General features: G+C 59.5%; 16 protein-coding genes. 12 read left to right on the top strand and 4 right to left on the bottom strand.

The annotated features are described in order from the left end of the window. Positions 1–110: 110 nt before the first annotated feature. A complete protein-coding gene (locus KVQ82_RS09755) occupies positions 111–1,013 on the bottom strand; it encodes a glycosyltransferase family 2 protein (protein ID WP_222018736.1) in 903 nt (300 codons plus the stop codon). 543 nt (positions 1,014–1,556) lie between these two features. Between KVQ82_RS09755 and KVQ82_RS09760 the strand changes: the two genes are divergently transcribed. From KVQ82_RS09760 to fabF, 6 genes are all read left to right on the top strand, one after another. Continuing rightward, the gene (locus KVQ82_RS09760) at positions 1,557–2,525 is read left to right on the top strand and encodes an NAD-dependent epimerase/dehydratase family protein (protein WP_222018737.1); all 969 of its coding nucleotides are present in this window, start codon (positions 1,557–1,559) and stop codon (positions 2,523–2,525) included. Beyond that, complete coding sequence (locus KVQ82_RS09765) at positions 2,525–3,553, top strand: glycosyltransferase family 4 protein (protein WP_222018738.1); 1,029 nt, start codon at positions 2,525–2,527, stop codon at positions 3,551–3,553. The genes KVQ82_RS09760 and KVQ82_RS09765 overlap by 1 nt, the downstream gene beginning before the upstream one ends. A 99-nt stretch (positions 3,554–3,652) precedes the next feature. Continuing rightward, complete coding sequence (locus KVQ82_RS09770; protein WP_222018739.1) at positions 3,653–5,650, top strand: nucleoside-diphosphate sugar epimerase/dehydratase; 1,998 nt, start codon at positions 3,653–3,655, stop codon at positions 5,648–5,650. A gap of 110 nt (positions 5,651–5,760) precedes the next feature. Next, positions 5,761–6,096: a helix-hairpin-helix domain-containing protein gene (locus KVQ82_RS09775; RefSeq protein ID WP_041069434.1), complete on the top strand. Its 336-nt coding sequence runs from the start codon at positions 5,761–5,763 to the stop codon at positions 6,094–6,096. A gap of 212 nt (positions 6,097–6,308) precedes the next feature. After that, positions 6,309–7,106 (top strand): SDR family oxidoreductase, encoded by a 798-nt coding sequence (locus KVQ82_RS09780; protein WP_222018740.1) that lies wholly within the window; start codon positions 6,309–6,311, stop codon positions 7,104–7,106. 17 nt (positions 7,107–7,123) lie between these two features. Beyond that, a complete protein-coding gene (fabF, locus tag KVQ82_RS09785) occupies positions 7,124–8,398 on the top strand; it encodes a beta-ketoacyl-ACP synthase II (protein ID WP_222018741.1) in 1,275 nt (424 codons plus the stop codon). Here fabF and KVQ82_RS09790 read toward each other — a convergent pair. The 3 genes from KVQ82_RS09790 to eat form a co-directional block, all read right to left on the bottom strand. After that, complete coding sequence (locus KVQ82_RS09790) at positions 8,395–8,952, bottom strand: TetR/AcrR family transcriptional regulator (RefSeq protein WP_222018742.1); 558 nt, start codon at positions 8,950–8,952, stop codon at positions 8,395–8,397. The two genes, fabF and KVQ82_RS09790, sit on opposite strands and share 4 nt — an antisense overlap. 158 nt (positions 8,953–9,110) lie before the next feature. After that, a complete protein-coding gene (locus KVQ82_RS09795; RefSeq protein WP_003226857.1) occupies positions 9,111–9,278 on the bottom strand; it encodes a DUF2897 family protein in 168 nt (55 codons plus the stop codon). 220 nt (positions 9,279–9,498) lie between these two features. Beyond that, a complete protein-coding gene (gene eat / locus KVQ82_RS09800; protein ID WP_095668643.1) occupies positions 9,499–10,863 on the bottom strand; it encodes an ethanolamine permease in 1,365 nt (454 codons plus the stop codon). Between the two features lie 426 nt (positions 10,864–11,289). Between eat and kdpF the strand changes: the two genes are divergently transcribed. From kdpF to KVQ82_RS09830, 6 genes are all read left to right on the top strand, one after another. After that, positions 11,290–11,379 (top strand): K(+)-transporting ATPase subunit F, encoded by a 90-nt coding sequence (gene kdpF, locus KVQ82_RS09805; RefSeq protein WP_007963673.1) that lies wholly within the window; start codon positions 11,290–11,292, stop codon positions 11,377–11,379. Positions 11,380–11,387: 8 nt separating this feature from the next. Further along, complete coding sequence (kdpA, locus tag KVQ82_RS09810) at positions 11,388–13,082, top strand: potassium-transporting ATPase subunit KdpA (RefSeq protein WP_041069451.1); 1,695 nt, start codon at positions 11,388–11,390, stop codon at positions 13,080–13,082. A 10-nt stretch (positions 13,083–13,092) separates the two neighbouring features. Continuing rightward, complete coding sequence (gene kdpB, locus KVQ82_RS09815; protein ID WP_222018743.1) at positions 13,093–15,150, top strand: potassium-transporting ATPase subunit KdpB; 2,058 nt, start codon at positions 13,093–13,095, stop codon at positions 15,148–15,150. Between the two features lie 131 nt (positions 15,151–15,281). Next, a complete protein-coding gene (gene kdpC, locus KVQ82_RS09820; protein WP_108183417.1) occupies positions 15,282–15,827 on the top strand; it encodes a potassium-transporting ATPase subunit KdpC in 546 nt (181 codons plus the stop codon). 127 nt (positions 15,828–15,954) lie between these two features. Continuing rightward, positions 15,955–18,606, top strand: a complete 2,652-nt coding sequence (locus KVQ82_RS09825; RefSeq protein ID WP_222018744.1) for a sensor histidine kinase KdpD — start codon at positions 15,955–15,957, stop codon at positions 18,604–18,606. A 48-nt stretch (positions 18,607–18,654) separates the two neighbouring features. Beyond that, complete coding sequence (locus KVQ82_RS09830) at positions 18,655–19,353, top strand: response regulator (protein ID WP_041069463.1); 699 nt, start codon at positions 18,655–18,657, stop codon at positions 19,351–19,353. Positions 19,354–19,460 lie beyond the last annotated feature (107 nt).

Below are 19,460 nucleotides of genomic sequence, written 5' to 3' on the forward strand. Positions count from 1 at the left end.
CTTGAAGGTGGCGACTGGAAGTAGCCGATGGGTGCAGCGCAATGACTGAAACCCGATTTGACGAATACACCGTTGCCGTCACGGTGAAGCTTTCGATTGGTTGTCATCGGTCAAATACCCTTCACGATGGCTGCGAGGAGAAGTCCGATGTTACCTGGCAGTGTCTGGCGGTAGACACCGGCACGCAGCAGTCCAAGAAGGCGGCGCGGCAAGTTGCCTTTTCGCGCAAGGCGAAAGCATTCAAGTTTTTTCCGGTTTTCATTAGTCAGCAGTGCGTGCGCCGAAGTCAGGCAATGGATGTTCTGTTCATTCCAGTTCGAAAAGCGTCCTTTGAGCATCTGGCGAAACCGTGAAAACCGGGCTTTCAATCCGGAGTTGGCCCCGATCAGGTTGTCTTCATGCTGACGATACAGAACGAAAGGTTGTGCGTCGTAGGCAACCTTGCCGCCAGCGCCGGTCACCAGAAGATAGGCCCACCAGTCGTGCGCGACGATCTCTAGATGATCGCCTGCGATGCGCATCAATTCGCGTGCTGCATGGTTGAACACCATCGTATTGCCTCCCGCGATGCTCTGTACCAATGCATTGGCAAACGCCGGAGGACGTGAAAAAAGTGGTGAGCATTCCATGGGCTTTCCGTGCGAGTTCATGCCGCGGGTCCTCCCGCAGTAAAGTGCCGGAACATCCGTGGGAATCGTTTGCAGCCAGTCCAGAGCTGTCTCGAGTTTGGTGTCCAGCCAGATATCGTCCTGATCAGACCATGCATAAAAATCCGCTTGAACAGCCTCGTTGCAGGTGAGAGTCAGGAAATTGGCGGCAAACCCCCGTTTGGGACCCTGGAACACGCGGACACTGTCTGCTGTCTTCAATCCTTCGGAAAACGCCGCGAGAATGTCCAGGGTCTGATCGGTTGATCCGTCGTCGGATACGGCAATTATCCAGTTTTCGTGAGTCTGGGTTGCGATGGAGGCCAGTTGGTCAGCCAGAAAACGTTGACCGTTGTACGTGCACATAAGTATTGCGACACGCTTGGACAATGAGCGGTGGAAGCAATTTGACTTCACGAGTTGGTTTGCCGGGTGAGTGTCCACGCTAGAATCTGATGTTGAGGGGCTATGCACCTAGCACTCCGTTGCGAATAAATGACTCGTTGGTCAGAAAAATCCGTGGCGAGGGCACTAACCGCGAGTCAGCCTCGGAATAACATTGGATGACCAAAGTCAAAACGGGCATTGTAGCGAAAATTACTTTGCCCTAGTAGTGCTTAGCCGCATCTGCGCAGGGATATTGACCGGCGGACAGGGGGCAATCAGGTAGCATGTGCATCCGTCATTTTTATGGCTGAAAAGCATGGTCCGGGTTTACAGGTATCATGGCCGCCATAGACGACAGATCTCAGGCGTTGCCCTATAACAAATCCATTCGGTTTCGCGTGTTCAGTGCATTGGCTTGCTGCCCAGGACGATGCTTCGCGATCACAGCAGACTGCGCGATATGTCGAAGGTGTGGGACCAGGGTTGCTATCACGATGATTTTGCTATTTAAGAATGAGATAGATGAACGCTAGCACCGTATTGGTTACAGGTGGTTCGGGTTTTCTGGGCGGCGCCCTGTTAAGGACATTGGCAAGTCAAAAAGAATACTCCTTGCGCACGGCATTAAGACGTGACTGCAAAAGCCTGCCTGCGTCAGTGCGCGCGTTCAATGTTCCTGGCCTGACTCCAACCGTTGATTGGCAGGCTGCTCTGGTTGACGTCGACGTTGTAGTGCACGCCGCAGCACGGGTTCACGTGATGGACGAGCAGTCGGGCGATCCCTTGACCGAGTTTCGCTTGGTAAATGTCGAGGGCACTCTGAACCTGGCTCGACAGGCCGTGAAAGCGAAGGTCCGTCGATTCATTTACATCAGCTCAATCAAAGTGAACGGGGAGTCTACTGTTCCTGGCAGAGCCTTTACGGCAGACGATCCCTTTTCCCCCGTCGATCCCTATGGCATTTCCAAGTGTGAAGCTGAAGAAGCTCTTCGCCAGTTGGTATCTTCGACGTCAATGGAACTTGTTATTATCAGGCCCGTACTGGTTTACGGGCCGGGCGTGAAAGCGAACTTTTTAAGTATGATCCGCTGGCTGGAACGGGGAGTTCCGTTGCCGTTTGGTGCGATCGTCAACAAGCGTAGTCTGGTGAGCCTGGATAACCTGATCGATCTGATACTGACGTGCTTCTCTCATCCAGCAGCGGCCAATCAGACTTTTCTTGCCAGCGATGGTGAGGATGTATCCACAACAGAGCTGTTGATGAAAATCGGTCGAGCATTGAATAAGCCCGCGAGGCTGTTGCCATTTCCGGTGGCTTTTATGCGTCTGGGGGCAAAGCTCCTGGGCAGGGAGGCCATTGCCCAGCGACTTTTCGGTTCTCTTCAGGTTGATATAAGCAAAAACTTACGACTCTTGGGGTGGGTGCCTCCAATGAGCCTCGATCAAGGACTGAACGCGACCGTGCAAGCCTATCTGGAATCTCAAAAGTAATGAACTTCTACTGGATTGTTCCATTGTTGGTGGGAGTTTCGTTCGCCCTGACCGCAGGCTTAAGGCGTTATGCGCTGGCGCGAAGCCTCATGGATGTGCCGAATGACCGCAGCTCTCATTCAGTCCCGACTCCGCGCGGCGGAGGAGTGGCAATAGTGCTGAGCTATGTTGTAGCGCTCTGTATGCTATATGGCTGTGGATTGATGTCATCTGATACCTTTATTGCTTTTCTAGGGGCGGGTTCGGTCACTGCTGTGATCGGGTTTCTGGATGACCATGGCCATATTGCCGCGCGATGGAGATTGCTGGCGCATTTCCTGAGTGCGGGTTGGGGAGTTTACTGGCTGGGGGGGGTCGCGCCCTTTGCCTTGTTTGGATTCTCGATTGATCCAGGCTGGATCGGGCATTTTCTGGCTGTGGTTTATCTGGTGTGGATGCTGAATCTCTACAATTTCATGGACGGTATCGACGGTATTGCCAGTCTTGAGGCGATCACCGTGTGTTTCGGCGGCGTGCTTATCTATTGGTTCAGCGGTAACGCTGATCTTGCATGGCCCGCAGTCCTTCTTGCTGCTTGCGTAGCGGGTTTTTTGTGTTGGAATTTTCCGCCGGCGAAGATTTTCATGGGGGATGCAGGCAGTGGTTTTCTGGGTGTCGTGTTGGGACTTTTGTCTCTACAAGCGGCTTGGATCGCGCCTGATTTACTGTGGGGTTGGCTCATTCTGCTAGGGGTGTTTATTGTCGATGCCACCTTCACGCTGTTAAGGCGTCTGCTTCGCGGCGACAAGGTTTACGAGGCGCACCGGAGCCATGCCTATCAGTTTGCTTCCCGGTCGCATGGCGGTCATATGCCTGTCGCGCTTGCCGTCTGCCTGATCAACTTGCTCTGGCTAATGCCTATTGCGATTGGAGTAGTGCTCTACAAATGGGATGGAGCCTTCGCCCTGATCCTGGCTTACCTGCCTCTGGTGTGGCTGGCGGTGAGGTACGAGGCGGGACGACTGGAAGGTCGAACATCAAATAATTGAAAAACAGTGTTACTGTTTAGCGCTGCTGTAAAAGTCGTCTGTATCACAGGATTCGGCGCAAAAATTCAGTTGAAAGGATCGTGCTGAGGAAGTGACGGGATGATGGATAAAATTCGAGCGTATCTGCTGGGATTGCCTCGGCGCCGCAAAAGGTTGATTCAGGTTGCCACCGATATTGTGTTGGTGTGGCTGGCGCTTTGGTTGGCTTTTATCGTTCGGCTTGGCATCGACGATATGTATAACCCGTTGCGCGTCCATTTATGGTTGTTCGCGTCAGCCCCGCTTGTGGCTATCCCCCTGTTTATCCGTTTCGGCATGTACCGGGCGGTCATGCGTTACTTCGGCAACGACGCATTGGTTGCGATCATCAAGGCGGTCAGTCTTTCATCGTTGATTCTCGCGCTGATTGTTTACTGGTACAGCAATCACGAAACTGTGGTTCCGCGCTCCATAATCTTCAACTACTGGTGGTTGAGTATGGTGATCATCGGTGGACTGCGTCTACTGATGCGCCAGTACTTCATGGGTGACTGGTTCAATGCGGTTCAGCATGTGCCCTTTGCCAACCGCGACGATGGCCTGATCAAAGTTGCTGTATATGGCGCGGGGGTTGCCGGTAACCAACTGGTAGCGGCGCTTCGCATGGGGCGGGTAATGCGTCCGGTAGCGTTCATCGATGACGATCCGGGTATTTCCGATCGCTCCATCTCAGGCTTGCAGGTGTACAAGCCCAAGCATATTCAGCAAATGATCGATGTGACGGGCGCGAAGGAAATTCTACTTGCCTTACCCTCTTCGACCCGGGCGAGACGTCGGGAAATCCTTAACTTGCTTGAAGGTTTTCCGCTCCATATTCGCAGCGTCCCGAACTTTACTGATCTAGCCAGTGGCAGGGTCAAGGTTGAAGATATTCAGGAAGTGGATATCGCGGATTTGTTGGGGCGCGACTCCGTGCCTGCCCAACCTGATCTGCTCGAGCGTTGTATCAAAGGCAAGACGGTCATGGTCACGGGCGCAGGGGGGTCGATAGGTTCGGAGCTGTGCCGGCAAATATTTGCCTTGGGCCCGATCACTCTCATTTTGTTCGACCACGGCGAATTCAACCTCTACAGCATTTTGTCAGAGCTAGAGCAGCGTGCTGCCTGTGAATCGATTTCCTTGCGGTTGCTGCCGATTCTCGGGTCAATCCGTGACCCGGCTAAACTCCTCGATGTCATGAAGTACTGGAAAGTCGACACCGTTTATCATGCCGCAGCCTATAAGCATGTACCTATGGTTGAGCACAACATAGCTGAAGGTGTACTCAACAATGTAATGGGTACACTCAATACTGCTCAGGCCGCCTTACAGTCGGGCGTTTCGAATTTCGTCCTGATCTCCACCGACAAAGCGGTGCGGCCTACAAATGTCATGGGCAGCACCAAACGTTTGGCCGAGTTGACGTTGCAGGCCTTGAGCCGTGAGATAGCGCCGGTATTGTTTGGTGACAAATCAAACGTTTCCCGAGTCAACAAAACCCGCTTCACCATGGTCCGTTTCGGCAATGTGCTGGGATCGTCGGGTTCGGTGATCCCGCTGTTCCACAGTCAGATCAAATCAGGCGGCCCGCTGACGGTCACCCATCCCAAGATCACCCGCTACTTCATGACGATTCCGGAAGCCGCGCAGCTGGTCATTCAAGCCGGGTCCATGGGGCAGGGCGGTGATGTCTTCGTGCTGGACATGGGGGAACCGGTCAAAATTGTCGAGTTGGCAGAAAAAATGATCCACCTGTCGGGCTTGAGCATTCGCTCCGAGCGCAACCCTCAGGGGGATATTTCCATCGAATTCACTGGCTTGCGGCCAGGTGAAAAGCTCTACGAGGAGCTGTTGATCGGCGACAACGTAGCAGCAACACCCCATCCGATGATCATGACCGCCAACGAGGATCACCTTCCCTGGGATGTACTCAAGGCGCGCCTGCACGAATTACTCGTCGCAGTCGAAAAGGATGATTACTCACGAGTGCGCCAGTTGCTGCGCGAAACTGTCAGCGGCTACACCCCGGACGGCGAAATCGTCGACTGGATCTATCAACAACGCCGTCTTGAACCCTGATTGTTTCACATCCTGTAATAGACGCATTTTTGACACCCGCCAACCATCGCCTAAGTTTGGAGAGCAGCTTCGGAAAAGCTGCTTTCTCAATCGATGATGGAGCGTCATTTATGCGTAACGGTTTTTTCTACTCCCTGGTTTTTGCTTTGCTCACCAGTGCTTCAATCGCTGTAGTCGCGGCACCTGCCGTCGTCCCGAACACGGATAATGCAACGATGGTGAGCGATAACGTGACATTGCCGTCGAGTGAAAAGGTCGATCTCAACGGTGCCGACGCAGCCACTCTGCAAAAACAATTGGCCGGAGTTGGCGAGACAAAGGCCAAAGCGATTGTTGCGTATCGTGATGCTAATGGGCCATTCGCCTCGGTGGATGAGTTGCTGGAAGTGAAGGGCATCGGCAAGGCGATCCTCGATCGCAACCGCGACAAGCTGGAAGTGAACTAAGCTGATTATTCAACGCCAAGGGGCCGGTCATTGACCGGCCTTTCTGCTTTCTGGTGGTAGAGATGCGACAGAGGGAGCGCCGTCGCGTCCGTCGGCGAGCTGAAAATTATGGGTATCATATTGTCTTGAGATTATGCCTATAATAATTTCCGTCACCTCCAGGCAAGTGAGCGTTGGAGGCCTATCTCCCAATATGTTTCAGGAGCGCTCTCATGAGTTCAGTCCAGTCTCAAGGTACGGCCGTCGTCACTGGCGCATCGTCCGGTATCGGTGCCATCTACGCGCAGCGGCTGGCAGCGCGTGGTTTTGATTTGCTGTTGGTGGCACGCGATCAACAGCGTCTTGAAAGCGCTGCGGGCGAGTTGCGCGAAGCGCACGGTGTAAAGGTCGAAGTGCTCAAAGCCGACCTGACGCAAAAGGACGATGTCCTCAAACTCCAGCAACGCCTGCGCAGTGATTCAGGCATCACGCTGTTGGTGAACAACGCCGGGGTCGCAGCCGATGGCTTACTGGCCAACTCCGATGCCGAGCAACTGGAGCGTCTGATCCAGTTGAACGTCACCGCCGTAACGTTGCTGGCCTCGGCAGCCGCCGCCAGTTTCGCCAAGGCCGGACGTGGCACGATCATCAACATCGCCTCGGTGGTGGCGCTGTTTCCGGAGCGCTTCAACGCCACCTACAGCGCGAGTAAAGCTTACGTGTTGAGCCTGACTCAATCGCTCAACGCCGAGCTCGAAGGTACTGGCGTGAAAGTGCAAGCGGTGCTGCCCGGGGTTACCCGCACTGAAATCTGGGAACGCTCGGGCATCGACGCCAGCGGTATTCCGGCAGAGATGGTGATGGAGGCTGGCGAGATGGTTGATGCGGCGCTGGCCGGTCTGGATCAGGGCGAGTTGATTACTATCCCTTCGTTGCCGGATGAGGGGGAATGGCAGGCCTTCGTGCGCGCGCGGCATGTCATGGCACCGAATCTGTCGCGCAGCTCCGCGGCCCAACGCTACAAAAATTGATCAGAGGTAACTGCGGTATGAGTCAGCGTCGAATTGTTGTCACCGGTATGGGCCTGGTTTCGCCTTTGGGCAGTGACGTCGAGAGGGTCTGGCAGCGCTTGCTCGCCGGGCGCTCGGGCTTGCGCAATTTGCCGGACGCGGTGAGCGCAGACTTGCCGACCCGGGTCGCCGGGATGGTGCCCATGGCGGCGGAAGACGTCGAGGCCGGTTTCGATCCGGACCTTGCCACGCCACCCAAGGAACAGAAGAAGATGGATCGCTTCATCCTGTTCGCCATGGAAGCGGCACGCCAGGCCCTGCTTCAGGCAGGATGGCAGCCGTCCGAGACCAAGGATCAGGAACGCACCGCGACGATCATCGGCTCCGGTGTTGGCGGGTTCGGTGCAATAGCTGACGCTGTACGCACTACGGACAGTCGTGGTCCGCGTCGTCTGTCGCCGTTCACCATCCCATCGTTTCTGGTCAATCTGGCGGCCGGACATGTGTCGATCCAGCACGCTTTGAAAGGCCCGCTCGGCGCACCGGTGACTGCTTGTGCTGCCGGGGTGCAGGCGATTGGCGATGCTGCGCGGATGATTCGTGCCGGTGAAGCGGACATCGCGGTTTGTGGCGGAGCGGAAGCCTGTATTGATCGGGTCAGTCTGGCCGGTTTTGCCGCGGCGCGGGCGCTGTCCAGTGGTTACAACGACACCCCCGAACGAGCCTCACGACCGTTTGATAGCGGTCGCGATGGTTTCGTGATGGGCGAGGGGGCCGGGCTGCTGGTGATCGAATCGCTGGAGCATGCGCTGGCACGCGGTGCGCAGCCGTTGGCTGAGCTGGTCGGTTATGGCACCACTGCCGACGCCTATCACCTCACCGCCGGGCCGGAAGATGGCAGCGGTGCGCGACGGGCGATGCAGTTGGCGTTGGCTCAGGCGGGTGTTGCGCCGGAGCAGGTGCAGCATCTGAATGCGCATGCGACCTCAACGCCGGTGGGCGATCTTGGTGAGCTGGCAGCGATCAAGGCGCTGTTCGGTACGGAGAATAAAATCGCCGTGACTTCAACCAAATCCGCCACCGGGCATTTGCTCGGCGCTGCCGGCGGACTGGAAGCGATCTTCACCCTGTTGGCCATCCGCGATCAGGTCGTCCCGCCGACGCTCAACTTCGAAAATCCGGATCCGGCGAGTGCGGGTGTAGACATCGTTCATGGTCAGGCACGGTCGATGCCGATCGAGTATGCCCTGTCCAACGGTTTCGGTTTCGGCGGGGTAAACGCCAGTGTGCTGTTCAAGCGTTGGCAGGCTTAGTCCTGCGATTGCTTGAGGTGATCGCGCGTGACGTCGAGGATGCGCTGGGCAAGCTCGGCGTCAGCGACACTGCGTGACAGCAAGAGCGCGCCGACCAGTGTCGACATGATGACGATGGCCCGGTCGGCGCTGTTATTGCCCTCAAGGGTGCCTTCGATTTGACTCAGTCGGGCATTGAGTACCGCATCACTGGTCGGGCTTGGCTGGCCGCGCAGACCCAGCTCTGAAGAAATGGTCAGCAGTGGGCAGCCTTCGTGCGGGGAGGTCTGATGCCATTCGGAAAGATAAGTATCGATAAATGCCTGCAGCGGCTGTTCCTGAGCAAAGATCTCGGCGCACAGGCCATCGACTTGAGCGCTCGCCTCCTGCAAGGCTTTTTCGACCAGTTCGTCCTTGGATTTGAAGTGCGAATAAAAGCCGCCGTGGGTCAGCCCCAGTGCTTTCATCAAAGGTTGCAGGCCGGTAGCACCGATGCCGTCTTTGCGAAATCGCGCCGAGGCTTCCTTGATGATCCGCTGATGGGTTTGAGCTTTATGATCGTGCGAGTAACGCATGTGGAACTCTCCGCAACAAGACCACCATCTTAACCAAGGTAAATGAAATGGTGACTGTACTTCTACTTCTTAAAAGCGTGCGGCTGAGTCCAACATGATCCTTGGGGGAATACGCTCCACAAAAAACCAACCCCGCCTGATCCGGCGGGGTTTTTCGTTCAGCGATCCTGCGCGTCCTTGATGTCCGCTTCGGCGTTGCGCTGCGCAACGCGCTTGCGTTCCTCATCGGTCAGTTCAACCTTGTTGGCGGTGTCGCGCAACATCATCAATCCGCCAACGATCGAGCCGATTGCAACGACCAGAATCAACCAGGCATACCAGGGCATAACGGCTCTCCTTAATGGCAGCTTGGCGGGCGAGGGTTCGCCAGCGACGCTGCATACCACTTATGAGCGAAATGACTTCGCAGTGGTTCCATTCTAGGCCCGATATCCAAGCCGCACCTTAATTCCCTGTAGGAGCTGCCGAGGGCTGCGATGTTTTGACGTTGCTTTTTCAAAAACAAGATCAAAAGATCGCAGCCTTCGGCAGCTCCTACATGATGGGTTATCGCCCCGTCAGCATGGCATCGGCCGGAGCGTCAGCGCGCAACTGACCGGTAAGCATGAAGTAGCCGAAACCGACCGCCATGAAGCCGAGGAAAATCAGCCCGATCAGCGCATTGAACCAAGCCATGGCGATCAGACACACCACCGCCAGCACCAGCGCGATCAGCGGAATCAGCGGATAGCACGGCGCGCGAAAAGTCCGCTCGAGATTGGGTTCGGATTTGCGCAGTTTGAACAGGCTGAGCATGCTCATGATGTACATCACGATCGCGCCGAACACGGCCATGGTGATCATCGCGGCGGTGAGGGTCATGCCACCGAGGTTGATCAGTCCGTCGCTGTAGATCGCAGCGATGCCGATGATGCCGCCGGCGATGATTGCGCGGTGCGGGGTCTGGAAACGCGAGAGTTTCGCCAGCGACGCCGGCAGGTAACCGGCGCGGGCGAGGGCGAAGAACTGCCGCGAGTAGCCGAGGATGATCCCGTGGAAACTCGCCACCAGACCGAACAGGCCGATCCACACCAGCATGTGCAACCAGCCGGAATTGTCGCCGACCACGGTTTTCATCGCCTGTGGCAGCGGGTCATTGATGTTCGCCAGGGTGCGCCAGTCACCGACACCGCCGGCGAAGAACATCACGCCCATCGCCAGCAACACCAGGGTCAGGATCCCGCTGATGTAGGCCTTGGGGATCGTGCGTTTGGGATCCTTGGCTTCTTCGGCAGCCATCGCCGCACCTTCAATGGCGAGGAAAAACCAGATCGCAAACGGAATCGCAGCGAACATCCCGGCAATCGCCGGCGCACCGAACACATCGGAGCCGGCCCAGCCATTCAGGGCAAAGCTGCTGAAGCTGAACGCCGGTGCGACCACGCCCATGAACACCAGCAATTCGATCACCGCCAGCACGCAGACGATCAGTTCGAACGTTGCCGCCAGTTTCACCCCGAGGATGTTCAGGGTCATGAACACGATATAGGCGCCGACTGCCGCATGTTTCGGGTCGAGCGCCGGAAACTGCACATTCAGATAGGCGCCAATCGCCAGGGCGATGGCTGGAGGGGCAAAGACGAATTCGATCAGCGTGGCCAGTCCGGCAATCAGTCCGCCTTTTTCACCGAAGGCTCGGCGGCTATAGGCGAACGGCCCGCCCGCATGAGGAATCGCGGTGGTCAGTTCGGTGAAGCTGAAGATGAAGCAGGTGTACATCGTGGCGACCATGAACGAGGTCACCAGAAAACCCAGTGTGCCGGCGACGCCCCAGCCGTAACTCCAGCCGAAGTACTCGCCGGAAATTACCAGCCCGACGGCGATGCCCCACAGGTGCAAGGTGCCCAGCGTGGGTTTGAGTTGTGTGTTCATGCGCATGCTCCCGGAACGGTTTGGAAAGCTCGGGGGAGGGCGTTTGCAGTGGGCGTGCCAGTCCTGTGAATCAGGTCGCAATAGGCTGAAAGCTGTCGTTATCCAAGATGTTCATTACCGGATGGGCACATTTTCGTGCGCCAGTTGGGTGCGACGTCGTTAGTGCTGCCGTCTTCGCGGGCAAGCCCGCTCCCACAGGTTTGGCGTTGGAATCAAACTCTGCGGACCACGCAAAAAACTGTGGGAGCCGGGCTTGCCCGCGATGAGGCCCGACCTGACGCTGCAAAACCTCGCTGTAACGCCAGCATAAACCCACTCTTTACGCTTTCTTTATGCCTCGCTGCACCCCTCGGTCTCGTTCCTTTACAGCCTCCTTTCCGACAATGCCTCCAGACGCGGCAATACGCCGTAACACGGAGATCTTCCATGAGCGTTCTGGACGGGGTGTCCCTGCTGTTGGCAGCCGGGCTGTTCATTTATCTGTTGGTTGCGCTGTTGCGCGCGGATCGGAACTAGGAGCGGCTATGCACAGTTATGACTATTGGCTGATCCTCGCGTTTTTTGCGGTGGTCTTGCTGCCGGCGCCGTTCCTCGGGCGCTTTTACTACAAGGTGATGGAAGGTCAGCGCACTTGGCTGACACCGATCCTCGGCCCGGTCGAGCGCGGTTGCTATCGGATTGCCGGGGTGGATCCGCAAGCTGAACAGAGCTGGCAGAAGTACACGCTGGCTTTGCTGGCGTTCAACCTCGCGGGTTTCCTGCTGCTGTTCGCGATTCTGTTGTTTCAGGATCATTTGCCGCTGAACCCGCAAAACCTGCCAGGCCAGGAATGGACCCAGGCGTTCAACACCGCGGTCAGTTTCATGACCAACACCAACTGGCAGTCCTACAGCGGTGAAGCGACCCTCAGCTACCTGAGTCAGATGGTCGGCCTTACCGTGCAGAACTTCGTCAGCGCTGCCACCGGTCTGGCGGTGCTGGTTGCGTTGTGCCGTGGCATCGGGCGCAAGTCGGCCAAGACTCTGGGCAACTTCTGGGTCGACATGACTCGCGCCACGCTCTACGGCCTGCTGCCGCTGTGCCTGCTGCTGGCGCTGTATTTGGTATGGCAGGGCGTACCGCAGACCTTCGCGCAATATGTGAACGCGGTGACGATGCAGGGCGTCGATCAAGTGATCCCGCTCGGCCCGGCGGCCAGCCAGATTGCGATCAAGCAACTGGGCACCAACGGCGGTGGCTTCTTCGGTGTCAACTCGGCGCATCCGTTCGAGAACCCGACCGCGTGGAGCAACCTGTTCGAAGTCGCTTCAATCATCCTGATCCCGGTGGCGTTGGTGTTCACCTTCGGTCATTACGTGAAAGATCAGCGTCAGAGCCGCGCGATCATCGCCTGCATGCTCGCACTGTTCCTGATCGGCGGCGCGACGTCGCTGTGGGCCGAATATCAGCCTAACCCGGCGCTGAACAATGTCGCGGTCGAACAGACCGCGCCGCTGGAAGGCAAGGAAGCACGCTTCGGTACCACCGCCACCGTGCTGTGGTCGGTGACTACGACTGCGGCGTCGAACGGTTCGGTGAACGGCATGCACGACAGCCTCAACCCGCTCAGCGGCATGGTCGCGCTGGTCAACATGATGGTCGGCGAAGTGATCTTCGGCGGCGTCGGTGCCGGGCTCTACGGCATGTTGCTCAACGTGTTGATTGCAGTGTTCCTCGCTGGCCTGATGATTGGCCGCACCCCGGAATACCTTGGCAAGAAACTGCAGGCGCGGGAAGTGCAATTGCTGGTGGTGACCTTGCTGGTCATGCCGGTGGGCGTGCTGGTACTCGGCGCGATCGCCGCTGCTCTGCCTGGCCCGGCGGCGACCATCAGCAACCCCGGCCCGCACGGTTTCAGCCAGTTGCTCTATGCCTACACCTCGGCCAGCGCGAACAACGGTTCGGCGTTCGGTGGCTTGAGCGCCAACACCCCGTTCCACAACCTGATGCTCGGTCTGGGCATGTTGATCGGTCGCTTCGGCTACATCCTGCCGGTACTGGCTCTGGCCGGCAGCCTGGCGATGAAGAAAACCGCACCGATTGGCCAGAACAGCTTCCCGACCCACGGGCCACTGTTTGTGACGCTGCTGACCGTGACCATTTTGCTGGTGGGCGGCCTGACGTTCTTGCCGACCCTCGCATTGGGCCCAATCGCCGAACATCTGAGCATGGGCTTCTAAGGAGTCAATGATGAATATGCCCGCAATCAAACCCGCCGCCGTCAAAGCGCCGGAACAAGCGAAAACCGCGATCTCGGCCCTGTGGCGTCCGGCGCTGGTGCAAGCTTTCGTCAAGCTCGACCCGCGCCAGCTGGTGCGTTCGCCGGTGATGCTGGTGGTCGAACTGACGGCGATTTTCACCACCGTACTGTGCTTCATTCCGGACAACGTCGTGCCGACGTTCGTCGCCGCGCAGATTGCCCTGTGGCTGTGGTTCACGGTGCTGTTCGCCAACTTCGCCGAAGCCTTGGCCGAGGGGCGCGGCAAGGCCCGCGCCGACAGCCTCAAGGCCGGCAGCGAAGGCCTCAGCGCGCGGCGCAAACTGGCCAATGGCAGCTTCCAGGTCGTGCCTGCCGCCAACCTGCGCAAAGGTGATGTGGTGCGCGTCGAAGCGGGGGAGATGATCCCCGGTGACGGCGAAGTCATCGAAGGGATCGCGGCGGTCAATGAAGCGGCGATTACCGGTGAGTCGGCGCCAGTGATTCGCGAGTCCGGCGGCGATCGCTCGGCGGTCACCGGCAACACGCGCCTGGTGTCCGACTGGTTGCTGGTGAAGATCACCACCAACCCCGGTGAGTCGACCCTCGACCGCATGATTGCGTTGGTCGAAGGCGCCAAGCGCCAGAAGACCCCGAACGAAGTCGCGCTGGATATCCTGCTGATCGGCCTGACTCTGATCTTCCTGCTGGTGGTAGTGACCCTGCAACCGTTCGCCCACTTCGCCAATGGCAGCCTGCCGCTGGTGTTCCTGGTGGCGCTGCTGGTCACGCTGATTCCGACCACCATCGGAGGCCTGTTGTCGGCCATCGGTATTGCCGGGATGGATCGTCTGGTACGCCTGAACGTGATCGCCAAGTCCGGTCGCGCCGTGGAAGCGGCCGGTGACGTGCACGTGCTGCTGCTGGACAAGACCGGTACCATCACCTTCGGCAACCGTCGTTGCAGCGCGGTGTATGCCGCGCCGGGCGTGAGTGGTCGCGAGTTGGCCGAAGGTGCGTTGTTCGCCTCGCTGGCGGACGAAACCGCCGAAGGCAAATCCATCGTCGAGTACCTGCGCGGTCTGCACCCGCAATCCGAACCAGCGCTGGATACCTTGATTGCCGTGCCGTTCAGCGCGGAAACCCGCCTGTCCGGTGTCGACTATCAGGGCCGCGTATACCGCAAGGGCGCCGTGGATTCGCTGCTGGCGTTCCTTGGTCAACAACGCTCCGATCTGGCCCCGGCGCTGTCGCGGGAAATCGACAAGATCGCCCAGAGTGGCGGCACGCCGTTGCTGGTCTGCGCCGACGGCAAGCTGCTGGGTGCGATCCACCTCAAGGACGTGGTCAAGCCAGGCATTCGCGAGCGTTTTGCCGAGCTGCGCAAACTGGGGATTCGCACGGTGATGGTCACCGGTGACAACCCGTTGACCGCTGCGGCCATCGCGGCTGAAGCGGGCGTCGATGACGTGCTCGCCGAAGCCACCCCGGAGAAAAAACTGGCGCGTATCCGCCATGAGCAGAACGACGGCCGTCTGGTCGCCATGTGCGGCGACGGCGCCAACGACGCCCCGGCGCTGGCCCAGGCTGACGTCGGCATGGCGATGAACGACGGCACACAAGCCGCGCGCGAAGCGGCGAACATGGTCGACCTCGACAGCGACCCGACCAAGCTGCTGGACGTGGTGCAGATCGGCAAGGAGTTGCTGGTGACCCGTGGCGCGCTGACGACGTTTTCCATCGCCAACGACGTGGCCAAATACTTCGCGATTCTGCCGGCGCTGTTCGCCGCGATTTATCCGCAACTGGGCGTGCTGAACATCATGCACCTGACCAGTCCGCAGAGCGCGATCCTCTCGGCCATCGTGTTCAACGCCCTGATCATCGTCGTGCTGATTCCACTGGCATTGCGCGGCGTGCGCGTGCAGGCGGCGAGCGCCGCGGCATTGCTGCGACGCAATCTGCTGATCTACGGACTGGGCGGGATTCTGGTGCCGTTCGTGGGGATCAAGGCGATCGACATGCTGCTGACGGCGCTGCATCTGGTGTGATCCATTCGCGCGCAGGCTCGCTCCCACAGTTGCAATGCGGTCCCCTGTGGGAGCCAGCCTGCTGGCGATGAAATCGACTCGGTCCACCTGAATTAACGCGGTATCCGCTTTCTGAATTCGAGGATTTTGCAATGTCCACAATGATACGTCCGGCCCTGAGCCTGCTGGTGCTGATGACCCTGGTCACCGGCGTGGCCTATCCACTGGTGGTGACCGGCGTCGCCCAGGTCGCCTTCCCTGAACAGGCCAACGGCAGCCTGGTGCACGATGCCGACGGCAAGGTGCGCGGCTCGTCGCTGATCGCCCAGGATTTCGTCGGTGATGCCTGGTTCCATCCACGTCCTTCGGCGGGCGCGTTTGCGACCGTGTCCAGTAGCGCCAGCAACCTGGCGCCGAGCAATCCAGCGCTGGCCACGCGGGTGATCGACGACGCCAACAAGTTGCAGGTGCCCGGCCAGGGGCCAGTGCCCTTGGCGCTGCTGACCACCTCCGGCAGTGGCCTCGATCCGCACTTGCCACCGGCGGCAATTGCCTATCAACTGGCGCGTGTCGCGCAAGCGCGCAACCTGCCGGTGTCGACCTTGCAGCAACTGCTCGATGCGCACATCGAACAGCCACTGGTGGGGCCGCCGGTGGTGAATGTGCTGGAGCTGAACATGGCACTGGAAAAACTCTGAACCGGCGGCGCGGCCATTCGCGAGCAGGCTCGCTCCCACAAGAGCAACACTGAACCTGTGGGAGCGAGCTTGCTCGCGAAGAGGCCATAACTGGCAACGCATAAACATCTGACTGAAGAGATCAAGCATGAGCGACTCCGGCCGCGCCGACGCGCTGTTAGCAGACCTGCCCCGCGACGGCCGTGGTCGGCTGAAGATTTTCCTCGGTGCCGCCCCCGGCGTCGGCAAAACCTACGCCATGCTCCAGGCCGCACACACGCAATTGCGCCAGGGCGTGAAAGTCATCGCTGGCGTCGTCGAAACCCACGGCCGCGCGGAGACTGAAGCGCTGCTCGGCGGTTTGCCGCAGCAGCCGTTGGTGCGCTCGGAATACCGTGGCGTGATGCTCGAAGAAATGGACCTCGACGGTCTGCTTGCGGCTAAACCGAAACTGGTACTGGTGGACGAACTGGCGCACACCAACGCCCCGGGCAGTCGTCACGCCAAGCGCTGGCAGGATATTCAGGAACTGCTCGCCGCCGGCATCGACGTCTACACCACGGTCAACGTCCAGCACCTGGAAAGTCTCAACGATCAGGTGCGCGGCATCACCGGTGTGCAGGTGCGCGAAACCCTGCCGGACTGGGTGCTGCAGGAAGCCTACGAACTGCTGCTGATCGACCTGCCACCGCGCGAGCTGCTGGAGCGTCTGCGTGAAGGCAAGGTCTACGTGCCGGAACAGGCGCGAGCGGCGATCGATGCGTTTTTCACCCAGACCAACCTCACCGCGTTGCGTGAACTGGCGATGCAAACGGCGGCCGCGCAGGTTGATAACGATCTTGCGCAAGGCTATCGCCAACTCGGTCAGGCGGCTCCGGCGGTGCGCGGGCGGTTGCTGGTCGGCGTCGATGGCGACGCGCATGCCGAACGCCTGGTGCGTCACGCCAGCCGCGTGGCCCAGCGCCGGCATTTACCGTGGAGTCTGGTGCATGTCGACAACGGCACGGTGCGCGACGAGCAATCGCGCCTGCGCCTGCAAAATGCCCAGCAACTGGCCGAACGCCTCGGCGGCGAAGTGGTGTTGTTGCGCGCCGGCGAAGTGGCGAAAACCCTGATCCAGCATGCTGCCGAACGCCGTGCGAGTCTGCTGCTGGTCGGCCAGTCGCGGCCGAGTCTGCGCCGTCGTCTGTTCGGTGGTGGGCTCGCCGCGCGTTTGTTGCGCCAGGCCCACGGCCTGGAAATCAACGTCCTCGATAACGACCATGAACACCCGCAGCCGCGTCTGCGGGCGACGCCGACGCTGGTCTGGTTCGACTATCTGTTGGCGCTGGTTGCCACGGTGTTGGCCAGTGCCCTGGCGTGGGCGGTCTCGAGTATTTTGCCGCTGCCGAACATCTCGCTGGTGTTTCTCGCGGCGGTGCTGCTGGTGGCGGTGCGCAGCAGTCTGGGGCCGGCGCTGGCCTGTGCGGCGCTGTCGTTTCTGACCTACGATTTTCTGTTCATTCCGCCGAATTTTTCCTTCGCCATCCAGCGCGAAGAAGACGTTTTGACCTTGCTGTTCTTCCTGCTGATGGCGGCGCTCACCGGTAATCTCGCTGCGCGTCAGCGACGGCAGTTGCAGGCGCTGCGCGACACGCAGGAAGAGACCACCGAGCTGCTCGACCTGTCGCGCAAACTCACGGCGGCGACGGATCGTCAGGCGGTGGTCAGCGCTGCCGCGCAGCACCTCAATGGCTGGAGCGACCTGCAATTGTGCCTGCTCAACCGCGACGGCCAGGGCGGCTGGAAAGTCGAGACCGGCGGACCGCTGGAATTCAGCGAATCCGAACGTGCTGCCGCCGACTGGGCTTGGCAGCACGATCAACCGGCGGGCATGGGCACCGGCACGCTGCCATTCGGTCGCTGGTGGTGGTGGCCGCTGTCGGTGGAAGACGGGCCGCTGGCGCTGCTCGGGGTCTGCGCCAAAGAAGGCCAGACTTTGAGCGGCCAGCGTCGACGCCTGCTCACCGCGTTGAGTCAGCCACTGGCGCAGGCACTGGCCCGGGCGCAACTGGCGGACGATCTGGAAGCCGCGCGCCTGCACGGCGAAACCGAGCAATTGCGCAGTGCGCTGCTGGCCTCGGTATCGCATGATCTGCGCACACCGCTGACCGCCATGCGCGGCAGCATCGACAGCTTGCTGGCCCTCGGCGAAGCCATTCCACTGGAGGATCGCCGCGAGTTGCTCGAAGGCACGCGCGACGAAGCCGAACGCCTCGATCGCTACATCCAGAACCTGCTGGACATGACCCGTCTGGGTCACGGTGCATTGAAGCTCGCGCGCGACTGGGTGGCGCCGGCGGACATCGTCGGCAGTTCGCTCAATCGCCTGCGTGCAGTGCTCGCGCCGTTGCAGGTCAGCACTGAAGTGCCGGCCGAGTTGCCGCTGCTGTTCGTGCACGCCGCGCTGATCGAGCAGGCGCTGGTCAATGTGCTGGAAAACGCTGCGCGCTTCTCGCCGCCTCACGGTCGTTTGCAACTGAGTGCCGGCGCCAATGACGAAGAGATTTTCTTCTCGGTCAGCGACGAAGGCCCGGGAATTCCCGAGGACGAGCGGGCGAAGATTTTCGACATGTTCTACACCGCCGCCCGTGGTGATCGCGGCGGGCAGGGCACCGGTCTGGGGCTGGCGATCTGCCAGGGCATGGTCGGTGCGCATGGCGGGCGAATCAGCGTCGCCGACGGCATCGACGGCCGCGGCACTTGCATCACCCTGCACCTGCCGTTGCAGACGCAACCGGGGATGGACAATGAAGCCTGATCGCGACTGCGCTACTCTCTTGCCAATCTTTTGTGTTGATGTGAATTCATGAGCCAGACCGCGACCATTTTGGTCATCGATGACGAACCGCAGATCCGTAAATTCCTGCGCATCAGCCTCGCCTCACAAGGCTACAAAGTGCTCGAGGCCGGCACGGGTGCCGAGGGCCTGGCGCAGGCGGCGCTGAACAAGCCGGACTTGCTGGTGCTCGACCTCGGCCTGCCGGACATGGATGGCCAGCAGGTGCTGCGCGAGTTTCGCGAGTGGGCCACTGCGCCGGTGCTGGTGCTCTCGGTGCGGGCCAGCGAAGGGCAGAAAGTCCAGGCGCTGGATGGCGGCGCCAACGACTACGTGACCAAACCGTTCGGCATTCAGGAGTTTCTCGCCCGGGTCCGCGCGTTGTTGCGTCAGGCGCCGGCTGGCGAGGCGCAACAGGCGGCGCTGTCGTTCGGCCCGTTGACCGTGGATCTGGCCTATCGGCGGGTGTTGCTCGATGGCGCCGAAGTGGCGCTGACCCGCAAGGAATACGCGGTGCTGGCGCAACTGGCACGGCATCCGGGCAGGGTGATCACCCAACAGCAATTGCTCAAGGACATCTGGGGGCCGACGCATACCGAGGACAGTCATTATTTGCGGATTGTCGTTGGGCATTTGCGCCAGAAGCTGGCGGATGATCCGACTCGGCCGCGGTTTATTGTCACTGAAGCTGGCGTCGGGTATCGGCTGATCAGTGATAACAGTCTGTAGGTTTCGGGTTGGCTGAGCTGACGCCTTCGCGGGCAAGCCCGCTCCCACAGTGGACGGTGTGAAATACAAATTTCAATAACTGCGCAGAACCCTGTGGGAGCTGGCTT

This window comes from Pseudomonas sp. AO-1 (genome assembly GCF_019775695.1).
Lineage (GTDB): Bacteria > Pseudomonadota > Gammaproteobacteria > Pseudomonadales > Pseudomonadaceae > Aquipseudomonas > Aquipseudomonas parakoreensis.

Excerpts from the sequence above, each read along its gene's own strand:
- KVQ82_RS09755 (WP_222018736.1), bottom strand. The coding sequence starts at position 1,013 with ATGTGCACGTACAACGGTCAACGTTTTCTGGCTGACCAACTGGCCTCC.
- KVQ82_RS09760 (WP_222018737.1), top strand. The coding sequence starts at position 1,557 with ATGAACGCTAGCACCGTATTGGTTACAGGTGGTTCGGGTTTTCTGGGC.
- KVQ82_RS09765 (WP_222018738.1), top strand. The coding sequence starts at position 2,525 with ATGAACTTCTACTGGATTGTTCCATTGTTGGTGGGAGTTTCGTTCGCC.
- KVQ82_RS09770 (WP_222018739.1), top strand. The coding sequence starts at position 3,653 with ATGATGGATAAAATTCGAGCGTATCTGCTGGGATTGCCTCGGCGCCGC.
- KVQ82_RS09775 (WP_041069434.1), top strand. The coding sequence starts at position 5,761 with ATGCGTAACGGTTTTTTCTACTCCCTGGTTTTTGCTTTGCTCACCAGT.
- KVQ82_RS09780 (WP_222018740.1), top strand. The coding sequence starts at position 6,309 with ATGAGTTCAGTCCAGTCTCAAGGTACGGCCGTCGTCACTGGCGCATCG.
- fabF (WP_222018741.1), top strand. The coding sequence starts at position 7,124 with ATGAGTCAGCGTCGAATTGTTGTCACCGGTATGGGCCTGGTTTCGCCT.
- KVQ82_RS09790 (WP_222018742.1), bottom strand. The coding sequence starts at position 8,952 with ATGCGTTACTCGCACGATCATAAAGCTCAAACCCATCAGCGGATCATC.
- KVQ82_RS09795 (WP_003226857.1), bottom strand. The coding sequence starts at position 9,278 with ATGCCCTGGTATGCCTGGTTGATTCTGGTCGTTGCAATCGGCTCGATC.
- eat (WP_095668643.1), bottom strand. The coding sequence starts at position 10,863 with ATGAACACACAACTCAAACCCACGCTGGGCACCTTGCACCTGTGGGGC.
- kdpF (WP_007963673.1), top strand. The coding sequence starts at position 11,290 with ATGAGCGTTCTGGACGGGGTGTCCCTGCTGTTGGCAGCCGGGCTGTTC.
- kdpA (WP_041069451.1), top strand. The coding sequence starts at position 11,388 with ATGCACAGTTATGACTATTGGCTGATCCTCGCGTTTTTTGCGGTGGTC.
- kdpB (WP_222018743.1), top strand. The coding sequence starts at position 13,093 with ATGAATATGCCCGCAATCAAACCCGCCGCCGTCAAAGCGCCGGAACAA.
- kdpC (WP_108183417.1), top strand. The coding sequence starts at position 15,282 with ATGTCCACAATGATACGTCCGGCCCTGAGCCTGCTGGTGCTGATGACC.
- KVQ82_RS09825 (WP_222018744.1), top strand. The coding sequence starts at position 15,955 with ATGAGCGACTCCGGCCGCGCCGACGCGCTGTTAGCAGACCTGCCCCGC.
- KVQ82_RS09830 (WP_041069463.1), top strand. The coding sequence starts at position 18,655 with ATGAGCCAGACCGCGACCATTTTGGTCATCGATGACGAACCGCAGATC.